The sequence below is a fragment of the Pseudomonas sp. F3-2 genome (assembly GCF_038804275.1).
In the GTDB taxonomy this organism is placed as follows: Bacteria; Pseudomonadota; Gammaproteobacteria; order Pseudomonadales; family Pseudomonadaceae; genus Aquipseudomonas.
In genome coordinates this window covers 3,759,007-3,776,806 of the sequence record NZ_CP152388.1, presented here as the reverse complement: position 1 = coordinate 3,776,806, position 17,800 = coordinate 3,759,007, and the positions used below count along the sequence as shown (strand labels likewise).

General features: G+C 62.8%; 18 protein-coding genes. 2 read left to right on the top strand and 16 right to left on the bottom strand.

Annotation, left to right across the window (positions count from 1 at the left end):
• Positions 1-35: 35 nt before the first annotated feature.
• The 6 genes from AAGQ88_RS17285 to AAGQ88_RS17260 form a co-directional block, all read right to left on the bottom strand.
• Positions 36-386 carry an L-rhamnose mutarotase gene (locus tag AAGQ88_RS17285; RefSeq protein WP_342653054.1) on the bottom strand — a complete coding sequence of 117 codons (351 nt, stop codon included), beginning with the start codon at positions 384-386 and terminating at the stop codon, positions 36-38.
• Positions 383-1,159, bottom strand: coding sequence for an SDR family oxidoreductase (locus AAGQ88_RS17280; RefSeq protein WP_342653053.1), 777 nt, complete (start codon positions 1,157-1,159; stop codon positions 383-385). Before AAGQ88_RS17280 ends, AAGQ88_RS17285 begins: the two co-directional genes overlap by 4 nt.
• Positions 1,156-2,037 (bottom strand): amidohydrolase family protein, encoded by an 882-nt coding sequence (locus AAGQ88_RS17275; protein ID WP_342653052.1) that lies wholly within the window; start codon positions 2,035-2,037, stop codon positions 1,156-1,158. The genes AAGQ88_RS17280 and AAGQ88_RS17275 overlap by 4 nt, the downstream gene beginning before the upstream one ends.
• A 165-nt stretch (positions 2,038-2,202) precedes the next feature.
• Positions 2,203-3,480 (bottom strand): L-fuconate dehydratase, encoded by a 1,278-nt coding sequence (locus AAGQ88_RS17270; protein ID WP_285425439.1) that lies wholly within the window; start codon positions 3,478-3,480, stop codon positions 2,203-2,205.
• 183 nt (positions 3,481-3,663) lie between these two features.
• Positions 3,664-4,509 carry a fumarylacetoacetate hydrolase family protein gene (locus AAGQ88_RS17265; protein WP_342653051.1) on the bottom strand — a complete coding sequence of 282 codons (846 nt, stop codon included), beginning with the start codon at positions 4,507-4,509 and terminating at the stop codon, positions 3,664-3,666.
• Positions 4,510-4,665: 156 nt separating this feature from the next.
• Positions 4,666-5,406 carry an SDR family oxidoreductase gene (locus tag AAGQ88_RS17260; protein WP_342653050.1) on the bottom strand — a complete coding sequence of 247 codons (741 nt, stop codon included), beginning with the start codon at positions 5,404-5,406 and terminating at the stop codon, positions 4,666-4,668.
• Between the two features lie 226 nt (positions 5,407-5,632).
• Here AAGQ88_RS17260 and AAGQ88_RS17255 point away from each other — a divergent pair, with 226 nt between their 5' ends.
• On the top strand, positions 5,633-6,394 hold the full coding sequence (locus AAGQ88_RS17255) for a FadR/GntR family transcriptional regulator (protein ID WP_285425436.1): 762 nt from the start codon (positions 5,633-5,635) through the stop codon (positions 6,392-6,394).
• 38 nt (positions 6,395-6,432) lie between these two features.
• Here AAGQ88_RS17255 and AAGQ88_RS17250 read toward each other — a convergent pair whose 3' ends face one another.
• The 10 genes from AAGQ88_RS17250 to AAGQ88_RS17205 form a co-directional block, all read right to left on the bottom strand.
• Complete coding sequence (locus AAGQ88_RS17250; RefSeq protein ID WP_342653049.1) at positions 6,433-7,266, bottom strand: oxidoreductase; 834 nt, start codon at positions 7,264-7,266, stop codon at positions 6,433-6,435.
• Between the two features lie 275 nt (positions 7,267-7,541).
• Positions 7,542-8,867: an MFS transporter gene (locus AAGQ88_RS17245; protein ID WP_093460114.1), complete on the bottom strand. Its 1,326-nt coding sequence runs from the start codon at positions 8,865-8,867 to the stop codon at positions 7,542-7,544.
• Positions 8,868-9,210: 343 nt separating this feature from the next.
• Entirely contained in the window at positions 9,211-9,492 is a 282-nt protein-coding gene (locus tag AAGQ88_RS17240; RefSeq protein WP_285425434.1) for a hypothetical protein, read from the bottom strand.
• A gap of 100 nt (positions 9,493-9,592) precedes the next feature.
• Positions 9,593-10,333, bottom strand: a complete 741-nt coding sequence (gene hutC / locus AAGQ88_RS17235) for a histidine utilization repressor (RefSeq protein WP_342653048.1) — start codon at positions 10,331-10,333, stop codon at positions 9,593-9,595.
• 132 nt (positions 10,334-10,465) lie between these two features.
• Entirely contained in the window at positions 10,466-11,305 is an 840-nt protein-coding gene (locus tag AAGQ88_RS17230; protein ID WP_342653047.1) for an amino acid ABC transporter ATP-binding protein, read from the bottom strand.
• A gap of 62 nt (positions 11,306-11,367) precedes the next feature.
• The gene (locus AAGQ88_RS17225) at positions 11,368-12,039 is read right to left on the bottom strand and encodes an amino acid ABC transporter permease (RefSeq protein WP_342653046.1); all 672 of its coding nucleotides are present in this window, start codon (positions 12,037-12,039) and stop codon (positions 11,368-11,370) included.
• On the bottom strand, positions 12,036-12,695 hold the full coding sequence (locus AAGQ88_RS17220) for an amino acid ABC transporter permease (RefSeq protein WP_218147172.1): 660 nt from the start codon (positions 12,693-12,695) through the stop codon (positions 12,036-12,038). The genes AAGQ88_RS17225 and AAGQ88_RS17220 overlap by 4 nt, the downstream gene beginning before the upstream one ends.
• Before the next feature lie 204 nt (positions 12,696-12,899).
• Positions 12,900-13,736 (bottom strand): transporter substrate-binding domain-containing protein, encoded by an 837-nt coding sequence (locus AAGQ88_RS17215; protein WP_285425430.1) that lies wholly within the window; start codon positions 13,734-13,736, stop codon positions 12,900-12,902.
• A gap of 104 nt (positions 13,737-13,840) precedes the next feature.
• Complete coding sequence (locus AAGQ88_RS17210) at positions 13,841-15,217, bottom strand: FAD-binding oxidoreductase (protein ID WP_342653045.1); 1,377 nt, start codon at positions 15,215-15,217, stop codon at positions 13,841-13,843.
• 4 nt (positions 15,218-15,221) lie between these two features.
• Positions 15,222-16,409 carry an alpha-hydroxy acid oxidase gene (locus AAGQ88_RS17205; protein ID WP_342653044.1) on the bottom strand — a complete coding sequence of 396 codons (1,188 nt, stop codon included), beginning with the start codon at positions 16,407-16,409 and terminating at the stop codon, positions 15,222-15,224.
• Between the two features lie 368 nt (positions 16,410-16,777).
• Between AAGQ88_RS17205 and AAGQ88_RS17200 the strand changes: the two genes are divergently transcribed.
• The gene (locus AAGQ88_RS17200) at positions 16,778-17,758 is read left to right on the top strand and encodes a 2-oxoglutarate and iron-dependent oxygenase domain-containing protein (protein WP_342653043.1); all 981 of its coding nucleotides are present in this window, start codon (positions 16,778-16,780) and stop codon (positions 17,756-17,758) included.
• Positions 17,759-17,800 lie beyond the last annotated feature (42 nt).

Sequence of the window (17,800 nt, the reverse complement as noted above, 5' to 3'; positions counted from 1 at the left end):
ATCGCGAGCAGGCTCACTGCTACAGATTCAGAACGTTACCGGGGCTGCTCCGCCAGACTGAAAATCCGCTCCATGGGCTGCCATTTGTTGCCCGGTTCGGTCCAGGGTGTCGGCTTCTGGTAAGCCCACATCAGGTCTTCCCATTCCTGCACTTTGGGGTTCTCGACAGCGGCCTTGTCCATCGCTTCGGCACTGAAATCTCCGGTGGTTTCCATGACCATGAACAGCCGCGTGCCCAGCCGCCAGATCTGCATGTCGAGCACGCCCTGTTCGCGCAGGTGAGCGGCGATTTCTGGCCAGATCCGCGCGTGCAGGCGTTGATATTCGGCAATCGACGCGGGGTCGTCGGCCAGGTCCAGCGCCAGGCACAGTCGCTGCGCGCTCATGTCAGCGCCCGGTCCAGATGGGTGTAACCGCCATCGACCACCAGCCATTGTCCGGTGGTGTGCGAGGCGCGCGACGACAACAGAAACAGCACGCTGTCGGCGATTTCGGTCGGCGTGGTCATGCGCTTGCCCAGCGGAATTTTCTCGACGATCTTCGCCAGCTTCGCCTGTGGGTCGGTAAAGCTGTCGATCCAGCGCTCATACAACGGCGTCATCACTTCCGCCGGAATCACCGCATTGACCCGTACGCCATCCTCGAGCAATGAGGCTGCCCACTCGCGAGTCAGCGAGAGCTGCGCACCTTTGGACGCGGTGTAGCCGCTGGTGCCGCCCTGGCCGGTCAGGGCCGTCTTGGAACCGATGTTGACGATCGCGCCCTGGCTCGCTTTCAGCGCCTCGACGCACAAATGCGCCATCAGGTAGTAATGGATCAGGTTCTTTTCCAGCGACTCGATGAACGCCTCGCGTCCCGCGTCCAGCCCGACGTTGTCGTTGACCCCGGCGTTATTGACCAGCCCGTCGATGCGCCCGAAACGTTTGAGCACGCTGCTGACGGCGGCGGCACATTGCGCTTCGTCGCGCAGCTCGACCTGGAAGAAGAGGCTTTGCGGCTGGCGCTGATCGAGCTGTGCAGCCAACGGCGGGGGCAGCGGCTGGTTGGCGAAGATCACCGGGATCGCGCCTTCTTCGGCCAGACCCAACGAGATGGCGGCGCCGATGCCCGAGCCGCCGCCGGTCACGATGATGACTTTGTCTTGCAGGTGCAGATTCATGGGCAGTTTCCTTGCAGGCCATAAAGGCGGAGGGCAGTGCCGCCACGGATCGCCGCCTGTTCGTCGGCGGACAGCTCGCGCAGGGCGCTTTCGAATAAGTGGTGGACGTCGCCGTAGCTGCCGGCCAACTGGCACACCGGCCAGTCCGAGCCGAACATCAAACGCTGCGGACCAAACAGCTCCAGCGCAAGGTAGAAATACGGCAGCAGCTGCACGGGTCGCCATTGCTGCCAGTCGGCCTCGGTGATCAGCCCCGAAAGCTTGCAACTGACGTGGGGCAGGACCGCAAGCGGGCTGATGCGGTCGGCCCAGGCCAGCGGGTTTTCCTGCGACAGATCGGGTTTGCCAAGGTGATCGAGGATGATGTGATGGTCGTCGTGACGTTTGCAGAACTCGGCAGCGGCCGGCAGATCGGCGTCCTTGATCAGCAGGTCGTAGCTCAGTTCGCGGGCTTGCAGCAGACGCATGCCTCGGGCGAACGCCGGGTCTTGCATAAACAGCGAAGGCGACGGCTCATCCTGGATCTGGTGGCGCATGCCCACCAGCTTGCGAGCCTGCGACCAGCTTTCCAGCTGGCGTTCCAGATCCGTCGCGCGCAAATCGACCCAGCCGACCACACCGACGATCCACGGATGCTCATCGGCCAGCGCCAGCAGCGCATCGGTCTCATCGCTGCATTGGCGGGCCTGCACGGCAATGCAGCCGTCCAGGCCGTGCGCGTCGAGTAACGGCTTCAGGTCCTGTGGTTGAAAGTCACGGCGCAGCAGGCCGTGACGATCGTCGATCCACGGATACTCCTGCGCCTGGTAACGCCAGAAATGCTGATGAGCGTCCAGGCGTAACGCGGCCGCCGGGTTGCTCAAGTGTCGGGACGACATTGTTGTTGTACTCCGTCCGTTTTCGTTGCCTGTCACATCTCATCTGCAGGCGTGAGCTTGCTCGCGATTGCAGTGCGTCAATCGATAAATGCGGTGCAGATGGACCGCTATCGCGAGCAAGCTCACTCCTGCAAGGGATAAGCGCTTGATCAGGGAAAAGCAGGATCAGCCCCGATACGCATACTGTTTCCTCGACGCCTCTTTCATCTGGATCGAAAACCCTGGCGCCGAGGGTGGCATGTACGCCGCATCGCGGATCACGCAGGGGTCTTCAAAGTGTTCATGCAAGTGATCGACGAACTCCACTACGCGGCCTTCGTGAGTCCCGGCGATGCACAGGTAATCGATCATCGACAGGTGCTGCACGTACTCGCACAGCCCGACGCCGCCGGCATGCGGGCACACCGGCAGGTGATATTTGGCGGCCATCAGCATGACCGCCAGCACTTCGTTGACCCCGCCCAGGCGGCAGGCGTCGATCTGCACCACGTCGATGGCTTCACGCATGATCAGTTGCTTGAAGACGATGCGGTTCTGGCACATCTCACCGGTGGCGACTTTTACCGGCAGTACGCCGAGTCGAATCTTGCGGTGGCCTTCGACGTCATCCGGGCTGGTCGGCTCTTCGATGAACCAGGGCTTGGCAAAGGACAGCTCGCGGACCCAGTCGATGGCGGCGTCGACTTCCCAGACCTGATTGGCATCGATCATCAAATGCCGATCCGGACCGAGCACTTCGCGGGCGATGCGCACCCGGCGAATGTCGTCCTGCAGGTCGCGGCCGACCTTGAGCTTGATATGCGAAAAACCGCCGTCGACGGCTTCCTGGCACAGCCGGCGCAGTTTGTCGTCGGGGTAGCCCAGCCAGCCGGCAGAGGTGGTGTAGCAGGGATAACCCTTGGCCTGCAGCGCTGTCAGGCGCTCGGCCTTGCCCTTGGCGCGATCACGCAGCAAGGTCAGTGCTTCGTCCGGGGTGATGCAGTCGGTGATGTAACGAAAGTCGATGCAGCGCACCAGTTGCTCGGGGCTCATGTCGGCCACCAGTTGCCACACCGGCTTGCCCTCGGCCTTGGCCCACAAGTCCCACGTGGCGTTGACCACCGCGCCGGTCGCCAGGTGGATGGCGCCCTTGTCCGGACCGATCCAGCGCAACTGGCTGTCGCTGGTGACGTGCCGCCAGAAGCGCCCCATGTCTTCGGCGATCCACTCAAGCTTCAGGCCGACCATGACGCCGGACAGCGCCTTGATCGCCGCGCAGCAGATCTCGTTGCCACGGCCGATGGTGAAGGTTAGACCATGACCCTGCAGCGCGGGATCATCGGTTTCAAGAATGACGTAAGCGGCGGAGTAATCCGGGTCGGGGTTCATCGCGTCGGAGCCGTCCAGCGACTGCGAAGTGGGAAAGCGAATGTCTTCAACGCGCAGGGCGGTGATGGTCGTCATGGCGGGTCCCTTTGGAATTGTTTTTGGGAGGCAGTGAGTCTCGGATGCAGCGGTCATCCGGCGGAAGTGAGTGCTCACGACGAGGCCGGTCCGCGCGTTTGCTGCGGTCCGGACGACGCCTTCGTGAGCGTGCTCACTGCCCTCCGTGCAGCGCCGTCGGTCAGTGCGACGGCGCCATCCTGATCAAGCGTCGACGGTCAGTTGCTCCTGTTCACCCAAGCCTTCGATGCCCAGGCGCATGCGCTGACCGGCGCGCAGGAACACCGGCTCCGGCTTGATGCCCAGGCCCACGCCCGGCGGCGTTCCGGTGGAAATCACATCACCCGGTTGCAGGCTCATGAACTGGCTCAGGTAGCTGACCAGTTTCGGGATCTGGAAAATCATCGTGCGGGTATTGCCGTTCTGGTAACGCTTGCCGTCCACTTCCAGCCACAGGTTGAGCTGATGCGGGTCGGCGATCTCATCCTTGGTCACCAGCCACGGGCCGGTCGGGCCGAAGGTGTCGCAGCCCTTGCCCTTGTCCCAGGTGCCGCCGCGTTCGATCTGGAATTCGCGCTCGGAGACATCGTTGATCACGCAATAGCCGACCACGTGATCCATCGCATTGGCTTCGTCGATGTAGCGGCCGCCCTTGCCGATCACCACGCCCAGCTCCACTTCCCAGTCAGTCTTTCTGGAGTTGCGCGGGATTTCGACGTTGTCGTTCGGGCCAACGATCGCGCTGGTCCACTTGTTGAAAATGATCGGTTCCTTGGGGATGTCGGCGCCGGTTTCCGCCGCGTGGTCGGCGTAGTTCAAGCCGATGCAGATGAACTTGCCGACCTGACCCACGCACGCACCGATGCGCGGTTTGTCCTGCACCAGCGGCAGACTGGCCGGGTCCAGCGCCTTGAGCCTGGCGATGCTTTCCGGGCTCAGCGCCGGGCCTGACACGTCATCGATGAATTCCGACAGGTCGCGAATGCCTCCGTCCTTGTCCAGCAGGGCCGGAAGTTCTTTGCCTGGTTCGCCGTAACGCAGCAGTTTCATTGGATGTCCTCGTTTGAATGATGAATCAGCATGGGGTGTCAGCCCGTGTAGGTGTGCTTGCTCGCGAGAGCGTCGTATCAGCCACCGCTTGCGAAACAGGCATATCGCATCGCGAGCAAGCTCACTTCTACAGGGGGCAGGTAGGCGTGGGTGAGTTCAATTACTCCATCCACCATCGATGATCTGTGCCGTACCGGTAGTGAACCCGCTGGCAGGGGAGCCGAGGTATAACGCCAGTTGCGCGATTTCCTGCGGCGTACCCAGGCGGCCCATGGGCTGGCGGGCCTCGAACGCAGCGTACACATCGGCCTCGTCCCGCTGCTCGCGGGCCGCCTGTTCGGCCACCCGCTGACGCAATGACGGCGACTCGACGGTGCCGGGGCAAATGCAGTTGCAGCGGATGTTCTGACCGACGAAGTCGGCGGCGACCGAGCGAGTGATGCCGATCACGGCGGCCTTGCTGGCGCAGTAGGCGAAGCGGTTGGGGACACCCTTGATGGCCGAAGCCACCGACGACATGTTGATGATCGAGCCGCCGCCGTTGGCCAGCATGGCGGGCAGGAACGCCCGAATCATCTTGTACATGGCCGTGACGTTGAGGTCGAACGCGAAATTCCAGTCTGTGTCCGAACACTCCAGAATGTTGCCGCTGTGCACCACGCCTGCGCAGTTGAACAGCACATCCAGTGCGCCGATCTCGGCGGCCAGTTGCTCGATGGCGCGATGGTCGGTGACGTCGAGTACGTGTTTGTGCACGCCCTGCAGGGTGTCCAGCGCGGCTGCGTTGATATCGACCGCAAAGACTTCCGCGCCGGCATTCAGATAAGCCTCGACACTGGCTTGACCGATGCCTTGAGCTGCGGCAGTGATGAGCACGCGCTTACCGGTAAGGTCCATGATGCATCCTTTGTTTTTATTGTTGAGGCGACCGTGGTCGGTCTGATGGTCAGGCCATTCGACGCGTGCCAGGGGAGTTGAGCCGAACCCTTCCAGGTTTGCTATCATCCGCTCGTCACAGGCGTCCAATGGTCAGGCCATTGGTCCTGTTTTTAGCACTTGTTTTCGGCCTCAACAAGGTCATTTTCATGCCGGACAGCCATCTTCATCTTTGAGCCGAGTGCCCATGCCAATCCAAGCTATTGATAACCAACGGCTTTACCGCCAGATCGCCGATCAGCTTCGGGCCTTGATCGACAGCGGCGAATTTCCGCCCGGTAGCCGATTGCCCGCCGAACGAGAGCTGGCCAAGTTATTGGGTGTCAGTCGAGCGTCGGTGCGCGAGGCGATGATCGCGCTGGAAGTCATCGGCCTTGTCGATGTGCGCGTCGGGAACGGCGTACTGGTGTGTGAGCCACCGGTGCAGTCGCTGTCGGATGAACCGGTGATGACCCAGGCGACCCGCGATCAGTGGAAAGACGTCGATCCGGAGCTGGGCATCGAGGTGGATTTCAGCGCGGAAATCCCGCCGTTCGCCTTGCTCCAGGCGCGCCGTCTGATCGAGCCGGAGACCGCGGCGCTGGCGGCCCAGAACGCGAGTGATGAAGAGCTGGAGTCGATCCGCGAAGCCTTCGAGCGCAACACCCGCGACAACCGCGAACATTCCCACACCCATCCGGGGGACCGGCTGTTCCATATCCGCATCGCCCAGGCGTCGGGCAACCCGGCGTATGCGCTGATGATCCAGCACTTGCTGGGTCATCAATACGGCAGCATGTTCCAGCGTCTGCAGGCGCATTACACTTCGGACGACATGCCGTTCCGCTCGGAGCACGAGCATCGTCTGGTTCTGCAGGCGCTGCAGAACCGTGACCCGCACGCCGCGCGGCAGGCGATGGCCGATCACCTGGATGAAGTGATCCGGATCTTCAGTCGCGGCGGGGCGTAACGGTCGCCGCGGCTGCAGACCCTCTCAAGCGTTGTCGGTCATGCGTCGGTGGAGAGCGTCACCGCTTCCCACGCGGCAATTTCCGATTCCAGCAAGGCCAGCTTGTCCCGCACCAGTTTCAACGCATCGCTGCCGAGCAACAGGTGGGCAGGCGGGTTTTCGCTGTCGATCAATTTCAGCATGGCGTTCGCCGCTTTCAGCGGATCGCCGATCTGTTTGCCGCTCCGTTCCTCCCGGGCCTTGCGGATCGGGTCGAAGGTTTCGTCGTAATCGGCGATCTGGCGAGGCGAGCGCTGCATTGAACGACCTGCCCAATCCGTGCGAAACCCGCCTGGCGCCACTGCCGTGACGTGCACGTTGAACGGCTTGAGCTCCTTGCCCAATGCTTCTGAAATCCCTTCCAGCGCGAACTTGCTGCCGTTGTAGTAGGCAATGCCCGGCATGGTAATGAAGCCGCCCATCGATGTGATGTTGAGAATGTGGCCTTTGCGCCGCTGACGAAACAACGGCACGAAGGCTTTGGTGATCGCGACGGCGCCGAACACATTGACGTCGAACTGGCGGCGCAATTCGTCCAGCGACGACTCTTCCAGAATGCCTTCGTGACCGTAGCCGGCATTGTTGACCAGCACGTCCACCGGCCCGAACGCTTTGTCGACGTTGGCAATCACGGTGTCGATGGCGTCGAATTCGGTGACGTCCAGCAGCACACCGTGGGCGCGGCCGTTCGCCTGGGATTCAAATTCGGCCAGTGCTTCCTGGGTGCGCAGGGTGCCGATCACGGTGTGTCCGGCGGCCAGCGCCTGCTGCGCCAACGCTTTGCCGAAGCCACTGCTGACGCCGGTGATGAACAGGGTTTTGGTCGTGGTCATATCGTTTCCTCACAAGGCAGATATCGTTGCTCGATAACGCCATATTAGAAACCTCGGGCTGCGAAGCGCTGTACCAGTCCTCCGGGATGATTGCCTGATCCTGCACGGGACAATATCACCGATCTTTGCGCGCGAGCACTTGCAGGACCGGCTTTAGCCGGGTAGGGGCCGGTGTGTTGGATGGAGATGCAGCGGCTGGAAATCAGTCTTCGCGGGCCAGCGCGCTCCTGCAGTGACAGAGCGGATGCGCGCGCCTGCGAACGGGCGTGCAGCGTTCAGGTTCGGGGGTTGGCCGAGTTCTTGGTCACCAGCCGCAATCCACTCGCCACGCTGCCCACGGCGGCGAAACCGGCGCCAATGCTCAAGGCCAGCACCGGGCCGTGTGCGCTGGAGATGCCGAAGCTCAACGCGACCAGCGCCGCGCCTGTCGCCTGACCGATCAGCCGTGCCGTGGCGATGGTGCCGCTGGCGCCGCTGGAGCGCTCCTTGGGGGCGCTGGTCATCAGGGCTTTCTGGTTGGGCGCCTGGAAGAAACCGAAGCCGATGCCGCAAAGGATCATCCGCAGCACGATGGACACAACGCTGGCGTCGGCCGGCATGGTCGCCAGCGAGATCATCCCGCCGCACAGCATGGCCAGGCCAATGCCGCCCAGCAGGCCGGGTGGGTAGCGGTCCGACATGCGCCCGGCGAACGGCGCGATCATCGCCACCACCACGGACCATGGCGTCATCAGAAACCCCGTCTGCACCGGGTCGCGGCCGAGCGTGGTTTCAAAAAAGAATGGCAGTGACACGAACGCCAGCCCTTGGGTGGCGAACGAGCAGAAAGCGGTCAGCGCCGACAGGGCGAACATCGGCCGCTTGAGCAAGTCCAGCGGAAACATCGGTGCAGGATGGCCCGCCTCGCGCTTGAGCATCGCCGCGCCGCCCACCAGAAACACCGCCAGCGCAATCAGCACGCTGCTCATGGAGCCCAGCTGCGCCGCTTGGCTGAGCGCGAAAATCAGGGCGCCGAAGGTGATCACGTTGAGGATCGCGGTCACCCGGTCGAAGGTCAGGCTGCCCGGCCGGGTGGCGGGCAGGGAGTTCCAGGCGAAGACCAGCGCGAACACGCCGATCGGCAGGTTGATCGCGAACAGCCAGGGCCAGTTGGCGACTGAGAGCACCAGCGAGGCGATGGTCGGGCCGATGGAAAACGAGGTGCCGACGACCAGCGCGTTCATGCCCAGACCGCGACCGAGGCGTTCGTGGGGGAAGATCGAACTGATCAGCCCGGCATTGACGCTCATGATCGCGCTGGCGCCAATGCCCTGCAGTACGCGGGCGATGGTCAGCGTCGGCAACGACCAGGAAAACGTACACAGCGCCGACGACACCACGAACAGGATCAGGCCACCCAGATACACTTTGCGCTGCCCCAGCACGCCGCCTAGCGCGGCGAACGGCAACAGCGTGGCGACGGCGGCGAGTTGGTAGGCATTGATGATCCACACCGATGCGGCAGGCGAGGCGTGCAGGTCGGCGGCGATGGCGGGGAGTGCGGTATTGGCAATGGCCGTGTCCAGTGTCGCCAGGGCGATGGACAGCAGAATCGCGACCATGCCGCGAAACTCGCGAGAGGTCAGCTTATCGTTGACGCGTGGGGAATCCTGAGTGGCGGGCTGGACCATTATCGACAACGCTCCGAGAGAGGCGACAGGCGGGTCTGCAAGCACAGACGAAAGCGTGATGGTGCCGGTTCGGCAGGGGGCTATGCAATGGGCAATGCTTGAGTTTGAGCGGTTCGCGCGTTTGACGGACTGTCCAGAGGCGTCGAGAACGGGTGAAGGGCGCGCTTGCCCGCGAAGCGTTCATCTCATCCGACCGAGCTGCAGGTAACGCAGCATTTGTTCGGATCATGAGTGTCTTCGCGGGCAAGCGTGTCAATGCAGAGCGCGGTGATGCTTAGCCCGCCGGCGCGTCGATATCCCGGTCAGTCTCTCCCGTCTGGTTTTCTTCTTTGGTGGTGTCCGGTGACTCATGCTCTTCGGGCTCGAAGTCAGGCGTGAAGCTGTTTTCGCCGGACAGATTGCCGTTGTTCTCCTGGCTCTGCGCACCGTTGTTGCTCTGGCTCTGCGCGCCGCCCTGTGCAGGCGCCTTGTCCTGACCCATCTGGTTATCCGGGGTATCCGGGTCAATGGCCGGGTCGTTGCGTTCGCCGTTCTGCTGATTATTGGGGTTAGCCATATCCACCTCTTCGGTCATGCCCTGTTCAAAGGGCTTACAGATATCGATGGCGCCGCCTTGCAAGCGTTCGATCAATCTGCCGACTGGTTGCCAGCGCGGCTCAGCTGTCTCGATAGGCGCCCGTCACCGGCAGGCGGCTGCCGAGGCGATAGCGCGAGGAGGGATGCACCAGCCGCACGAAGGTGACCACGCGCCCGCTGTTCCACGTCCGGCGCAGCAACACCAGACACGGCTCGCTGGCGTCGATCTGCAACAACCTGCGCTCCTCGGCGCTCGGGTGACTGGCTTCGACGATGTGCTCCATCTCGTCCGGTTGAATGATCTGCAGCAGATAGCGCGCCGACTGCAACGTGTCACCGAATGGCTGCTCGAGAAACGCCGGGGCGGTCTGCGGATTGACGTAGCGATCTTCCAGCTGCACCGCGACGCCGTCCTCGTAATGCACGCACAGCAGATGAAACACCGACGCACCGGTCGTCAGCGACAGCGCAGCGGCGATCGGCATCGAAGCGGCTTCCCGACCCAGATGCAGCACCTGGCAGTGATAGCGATGACCGCGCGCGACGATCTCGTCGGCGATGTTAGTGATGTGCAGCAGGTTGGACTGCGGCTTGCTCTCGGCCACGAACGTGCCGACCCCGGTCACCCGCAGCAGCCGGCCTTCTTCCGTCAGTTCGCGCAAGGCGCGATTGACTGTCATGCGCGACATGCCCAGTTCCAGCACCAGACGGTTTTCCGACGGAATCAGGTCGCCGGGCTTCCATTCCCCGGACACCAGCTTGCCGTGCACGAACTCCTTGGCCTGCCGATACAGGGCCTGCGGTGCCGGCTTGTCCATCATTGACCTCCTTAACGCAGTACGGTCCGGATGATCACCTGCAGGAGCGCGCTTGCCCGCGATCACGACGGGTCTGCGCCATCCTGTCTCAAGATCTTACGACCGGTTCCCGGCCGATCGCGGGCAAGCGCGCTCCTACAAGATCAGCGCTTGCTGTTTGCCGTCCTGCCAGAATGCGTTGCGGTCCAGGTAGTTCTGCAAAAACTGCTGCAAACGCGGCTGTTCCGCGTTATGGAAAATCTGCTGCGGCGTGCCGCGCGCGACCACCTCGCCCTGATCGAGGAAAATCACCGAGTCGGCCACCTGCGCAGCGAAACCCATCTCGTGGGTCACCACGACCATGGTCATGCCTTCTTTGGCGAGCGTCTTCATCACTTGCAGCACTTCGCCCACCAGTTCCGGATCCAGCGCCGAAGTCGGCTCATCGAACAGCATGATGTGCGGCTCCATCGCCAGTGCCCGGGCGATCGCCACGCGCTGCTGCTGACCGCCCGACAGCTGCGCCGGATAGGCCTGGGCCTTGTGTGCCAGACCGACCTTGTCGAGCATCGCCATGCCACGGGTGTTCGCCTCGTCTGCGGACAGTTTGCGCACGCGGCGCAAGGCTTCGCAGACGTTGCCGATCGCTGTCATGTGCGGCCACAGGTTGAACTGCTGGAACACCATGCCGACGTTGCGCCGCACCTGATTGATCTGCGACTGCGGAGCACGACGGCGACCCTTGTCGGTGTCCTGCCAGCCGAGCAACTGGCCCTCGATGCGGATCTGGCCTTCGTCGTATTCCTCCAGAAACGCCATGCTGCGCAGCAGGGTGCTTTTGCCCGACCCGGAAGGGCCGATCAGGCACACCACTTCGGAGCGGCGCACCTGCAGATCGATGCCTTTGAGCACGCGCAGATTGCCGAAGCTTTTGCCGACCCTGTCCAGCGTCAGAATGGTTGGCTGCTCGCCGGGCGCTGTTGCCGAAGTCTTCATGCTTTCACCTTGTTTCTCGCGTGTGCTGGCGGACACGGGGCCGCTGGGAATCAGGAAACTGTTCATCGTGGTTGCTTATTCATGAAGCGGCCGACGCGGGTTTCCAGGAGCATGCCCAGCCGCGAGCACAGCTCCACCAGAATCAGGTAGCCGATGCACAGCATCAGCAGGGTTTCGACGAATGCGAATGTCTCCGAGCCGATCCCGGTGAGCACCATGGTCAGCTCCGGAATGGTTATGATCGACAGCACGGCGGTTTCCTTGCACAGCACGGTGATCATGTTCACCAGCGCCGGAAGGATGATCACCAGCATCTGCGGGACCTGGATGCGCCAGATGCATTGAAGGCGGGTGATGCCCAGGCAATCGGCGGCTTCCAGTTGCCCGCGGGCGACCGAGTCGAAGCCGGAGCGGAAGATTTCGGCGAAGTACACGCTGCCATAGACGCCCAGGCCCAGAATGCCGGCCGGAATGGGGTCCAGGCTCAACCCGAAGGACGGGCCGCCGTAGTACACCAGAAACAGTTGCACCAGAAACGGCGTGCTGCGGATCAGCTCGATGAACACCCTGAGCGGCGCGCGCACGAAGTTATTGCCGAACACCTGTGCCACGGCGATCAACATGCCCAGCGCGATGCCGAGCACGACGCCGCTGCTCCACGTGGCGAGGGTGACCATGAAGCCCGAGCCGATGTCGCCCAGGTGGTCGGTGATGATGGTCGGATCGAAGATCATGCGGTCTGCTCCTTGAGCCGACGCTCCAGCACGCTGCCACAGAAGGCCAGCGGAATGTTGATCAGGCAATAGAAGCCGGCCAGCATCAGATAGTCCTGAACGAACATGTAGTCGCTGGCGGCGAGGTTCTGCGCGGTGCGCGTCAGATCGGCCAGGCCCACCACCGACACCAGTGACGACGCCTTGATCAGCAGGATCATTTCATTGACCAGTGCCGGCAGCGTCAGGCGTACGGCTTGAGGCACACGGATGCGGATCAGCATCTGGCTGGCGCTCATGCCGAGCAACCCAGCGGCTTCGAGCTGGCCGCCCGGAATGGCGAGGAAACCGCCACGCATGATTTCCGCAATGTAAGCGCCCGCCGCCAGCGACAGGCCAATGATCGCGGCCACCGTGGGCGACACGTTGGGCAGGCCGATGCGCGGCAGGAAGTAATAAATGAACAGCAACTGGACCAGCAGCGGAATGCCGCGGAACACGAAGATGTAAGCGCCGCCCAGACGGCGGAGCAGGGGAATCGGGGACAGACGCAGGCTGCCGACGACGATGCCGATGACGAAACCGAACGCCAGCGCGGCGATGGACACCTGCAACGTCACCCACAGGGCGCCGAGCAATAAAGGTGCGTTCTGCTGCAGCAAGGGCCAATCGAACACGTTGTGACTCCAGCTATCTCGAACGGGTGGCGTTGCACGTGTAGGAGCGTGGCTTGTCCCGCGATCGGCTGCGAAGCAGTCGCAAGTCCATGTCTCCCGGCGGTATCTGAAACACCGTATGGGTAGACTTTACGACGACTTCGTCGCCGGTCGCGGGACAAGCCGCGCTCCTACAGAGGGGCGTGGCGTTGCTGAGCGCGCGCTTTACCACGTCGGCTCGAAATCACCCTTCGGCACGTCCATCTCCGCACCAAGCCATTTTTTCTGCAGGGCGGCGAGGCGGCCGTCGTCGTGCATCCTGGTCAGGGCTGCGTCCAGCGCCGCGATCAGGCTGTCGGCATCGGCGTCCTTGCGGCCCAGGTACGCGAAATAGGATTTCTTGCCGAACGGCGGCTGCACCACTTTGTACAGATTGGCTTTCTGGGCAGCGACGTAAGAGATGTTCGGCAGCGAGTTGGCGACGGCGACGATGCGCTTGGCGGCGAGGTCAGCGTAAGCCTGGTTGTTGTCGACGTATTCGCGAATGGTGACCTTCTCCGGCAGGGTCGCGGCAAAGGCTTTGAGCTCTTCGAGTTGCGCCGACCCTTTACCGGCACCCACGGTTTTACCGGCGATGTCTTCAGGCTTCTTGATGCTGTCGTCCTTGGCCCCGGCCATCAGCGCCACGGTGGCTTCGGCAATGGGCGAAACGAAGTGATAGCGCTCTTTGCGCGCCTTGGTGACGATGATCGGGCCGGCAACCACGTCGAATTTCTTCGCTTCCAGCCCTGGCAGCACGCTCGGCCAAGGCAGATCGAGGAACTTGATCTTGACGCCCAGCTCCTTGCCCAGCTCCTCGAACAACTCGGCGTTCAGGCCTTTCTGTTTGCCCCCATCGAGAAAGTCGAACGGGGCAAATTGCATTTCGGTGCCGACAACCAGCTCACCGGCTTTCTTCACGTCGGCCAACTGGTCCGCCTGCGCCGCGATGGAGAAAGCCGTCAGCGCCGCCGCGATGCTCAGGCTTTTGAACGTCTTACTGAAAAGAGAATCGAGTCGCATTGTGTAACTCCTTCAGATGCAGTGTTGTCGTCGTGAGGTGGGGCAGATGTGCTACGGGTGCTGCAGTTAGCGTGCCATACCGGTATATACAACCGGCCGGCCGTTCAGCCGAAGATCTTGCCCGGATTGAGAATGCCCTTGGGGTCCAGGCTGTTCTTCAGCGCGGCCATCGTCTGCATGGCGTCTGCACTGACCGAGTGGTGAAGAAACTCGCGCTTGAGCAGGCCGATGCCATGCTCTGCGGACACCGCGCCGCCCAGCTCGCCGACCGCGCTGTAGACCAGTTCTTCGATCTCGAACACGGGCGCAGGCTGAGGCAGCGAATGGCAGTCCACCGTCAGGTGCAGATTGCTGTCGCCGATGTGGCCGAAATACACGCTGCGGTTACCGGGCCAGCGCAGGTCCAGGCGTTCGCGACACAGGTCTGCGAACTCACCGATCTGGCCGATGGGCAGGCTGATGTCGAAATTCAACGGCGCCAGGCGGACCGGAAACTCTGCGGTCGCTTCACGGATCTTCCACAAGCTGCGCGCCTGGGCCTGCGAGCTGGCAAGGATGGCGTCAACCACTTCGCCCGCATCGAGGGCGGCTTCCAGTGTCTGCTGCAGCGCTTCATCGCTGGCCGAGGATTCGAGCAGGACGTAAAGCGGGTGATGATCCGGCATGGGCGAAACCGGGTTTTCCAGCCAGGACACGCCCATGCGAAAGAAGTCCTGCCACATCAATTCGTACGCCTGGGGCGTGCCGACGCTGCGCTGGATGCGCCGCAGCAAGGCGACGGCGCTGGGGTAGTCGGGCAGGGCGCAGAGCAACGTGGTGGACTGGCCCGGCTGTGGCGCCATCTTCAGCACCGCGCGGGTAATCACCCCAAGGGTGCCTTCGCTGCCGATGAAGCACTGTTTCAGGTCATAGCCGCAGTTGTTCTTGATCATCTTGTTCATCAGGTTCAACACACGACCGTCGGCCAGCACGACTTCCAGGCCCAGCACCAGGTCGCGGGTCATGCCATAACGGATCACTGCGTTGCCGCCGGCGTTGGTGGCGATGTTGCCGCCAATCTGGCAGGAACCGCGCGCGCCCAGGTCCAGCGGAAACAGAAAGCCGGCGTTGGCGACAGCGTGCTGAATGTCCTGCAGAGCGGTACCGGCCTTGACCGTGACAGTGGCGGCCGCGGCATCGATTTCTTCGATGCCCTGCAAACGATCCAGCGACAGGGCGATGTCCGTCGCCCTCGGCACCGCGCCGCCCGCCAGCCCGGTCATGCCGCCTTGCGGGACGACCGGTTGACCTGCAGCGTTGCAGATGCGCAGGGCGGCGGCGACCTGTTCGGTGTCTTTAGGCAGGAGCAGCGCTGCCGGGCAGGTGGGGGCGTGGCGGGTCCAGTCGCTGTAGTGACGCTGACTGATCGAGTCGCCCGTCAGCACCTGCCCGTCGCCCAGGGCGTCGCGCAATCGGGTGAGGGTCTGTTGCAGGTCGTTCATGACATCAACTCACGGAAAAGGTCGCGTCGCGCTGGCGGCTGGCGCGCAACAGGTTCAAGTCCGGCTGCCCGAGCAGGGTCAGGGCCAGACGCAATTCATGACTCAGCAGATCAAGGGCGTGCCCGGCACCCGCCTGGCCGCCCACGGCGACGCCATACAGCGTGGCGCGGCCCAGCAGGACTGCATCGGCGCCCAGTGCGCAGGCTTTGAGAATGTCGGTGCCGCGCCGGATGCCGCTGTCCAGAAGGATGCTCAGCTTGCCTTTCGCGACCTCGGCGATGGCTGGCAGGCAATCGAGACTGGCAGGCACGCCGTCGAGCTGGCGTCCGCCATGGTTGGTCACCACGACGCCATCGAGCCCAAGCTGCACGGCGCGTTCGGCGTCCGCAGGATGCATCACGCCCTTGAGCAGCAGCCGATGAGGCCAGCGCTCGCGCAGGCGGGCGAGAAACTCCCAACTCAGCTGCTTCTCCATTTTCGCGCCGATGAAATGCGCGGCGCCGGCAGCGTTGCGTTGGTCGGCAGGCAAGTAGCGATCCAGATTGGCCATGCTCGGCATGCCGTGGGGCCACAGCGTCTGCCGGATCCAGCGCGGATGGCGCAAGACGTCCAGCTTGTTGCGCAGGCTCAGTTGGCGCGGACGGGCGAAATTACGTCGGTCCCATTCGCGATTGCCGAGCAGAACGGCGTCGGTGGTCAGCAGCAAGGTCTTGCAACCCACCGCGTCTGCGCGTTGCAGCAAGTCTTCCTGCACGGCGGGGTCGCTCATGCTGTAAAGCTGAAACCACAGATCGACGCCCGGAACGGCCTGGACGAGCTGCTCCATCGAGGTGGTCGAGACCGTGCTCAGGGAGAAGGGCAGCCCGCGCTCGGTGGCGGCGCGCGCCAGGTGGATATCGGCGTCGCGAAACAGCATGCCGTTGTAGCCCGTGGGCGCGATGGCCATCGGCAGGTTTCTCTGCTCGCCGAGTAGCATGCGGCGCGTGTCCGGCGACTCGCCCGGCACCAGCGTTCGGGGCAACAGGCTGACCTCGGCGAATGCCTGGCGATTGCGCGCCAGCGTCAGTTCTTCCTCGGCGCCGCCCTCAAGGTATTCCCAGGCGAAATGCGGCAACCGGCGACGGGCCATATGGGCCAGTTCGGCGATGCTGTGCGCACGAGTGAAATCAGTGCCGGCGTGATAACGACGCATGAATGTCCTTGGTCGAGCTGTATAGACAGCCGACGCAAGATACAGGCCAGTTCAGCGCGGGAGGCTGGGTCTCGGGTTGCCAACGATCCCGCAGCAAAAAAGCCGAAAGGATGTCACCAAAAGTTGCACCGATTGCGTTCCCGTGCCCATTGATGGGGCGTCCAGAAACTTCACGCCACCCGGTTCGGTACATCTGCGCAGGCGCGTACGATGTTCCGCGATTGCGGTGGTCAGCCATTGATTGCCTGTCTGACACACCGCAATCTCGGGCACGCATGGCCCTGCAGACTCCCGCGTCTCATGCACGGCATATTAAATGCTTCACCTGTCTATACAGCTTGCCGATCCTTTCGTAGACAGGAGTTTGCATGACCGTTCACAGCAACCCCGCATCCATCAGCCTCCCGCTGATCGACATGGCCGGTGTCCGAGAAGGCGAACCGTCGGCGATCGCGCGTGCCGGAGAGGCCATCCGCAAGGCCTGCAGCGAAACCGGGTTTTTCTACATCATCAATCACGGCGTGCCGCAGAAGGTGATCGACGCCGCCATGGCTGCGGCGAAGACTTTTTTTGCCTTCCCGGCGGAGGTCAAGCGTCAGGTCGCGGTCAACAAACGCCATCGCGGCTGGCACGCGCTGGGCGGGGCGCTGATGTACGAAGCGACCAAGCCGGACTTCAAGGAATTCTTCAGCATGGGCCTGGAGTTGCCGGAAGACGATCCATGCGTGTTGGCGGGGGAGGCGCTGCGCGGGCCCAACCAGTGGCCGGATTTCATGCCCGAACTACGTCTGGCGCTGGATGCGTATTACGAAGAAATCGGCGAGGCCGGTGCGGACTTGCTCAAGGCGGTCGCGGTGGGACTGGGCATTGCTCCGGCGTTTTTTGAGCCCAAGTACGGCAAACGCCTGCAACGCACGCAGATGGTCTATTACCCGCCGCATCCGCCGAGGGCTGAGACGGATCAGTTCGGCGTGGCGCCGCACACCGATTACGGCTGCATCACGCTGTTGTATCAGGACAACAGCGGCGGCCTGCAAGTGCGCGAGCTGGGCAGCAACAGTTGGATCGACGCGACGCCGATGGAAGGCAGCCTGGTGGTCAACGTCGGCGATCTGCTGGCGCGCTGGTCCAATGACCGTTTTCGATCGACGCTGCATCGGGTGATCAACACGTCGGGGCACGAGCGGTATTCGATTGCGACTTTCTATGACCCGACCTACGGCGCGGTGGTCGACCCCTGTGATCTGGGCATCGATTCCGCATCCAGCCTTTATCCACCCGTGGCGGCAGGCGATTACATCCTCAAGCGGATCGACGACTCCATGGCGTATCGCAGGAAAGCGCAGTGATTAGGGCCATGAGCCGATGCATTCGATTGGATGAACGCGAGC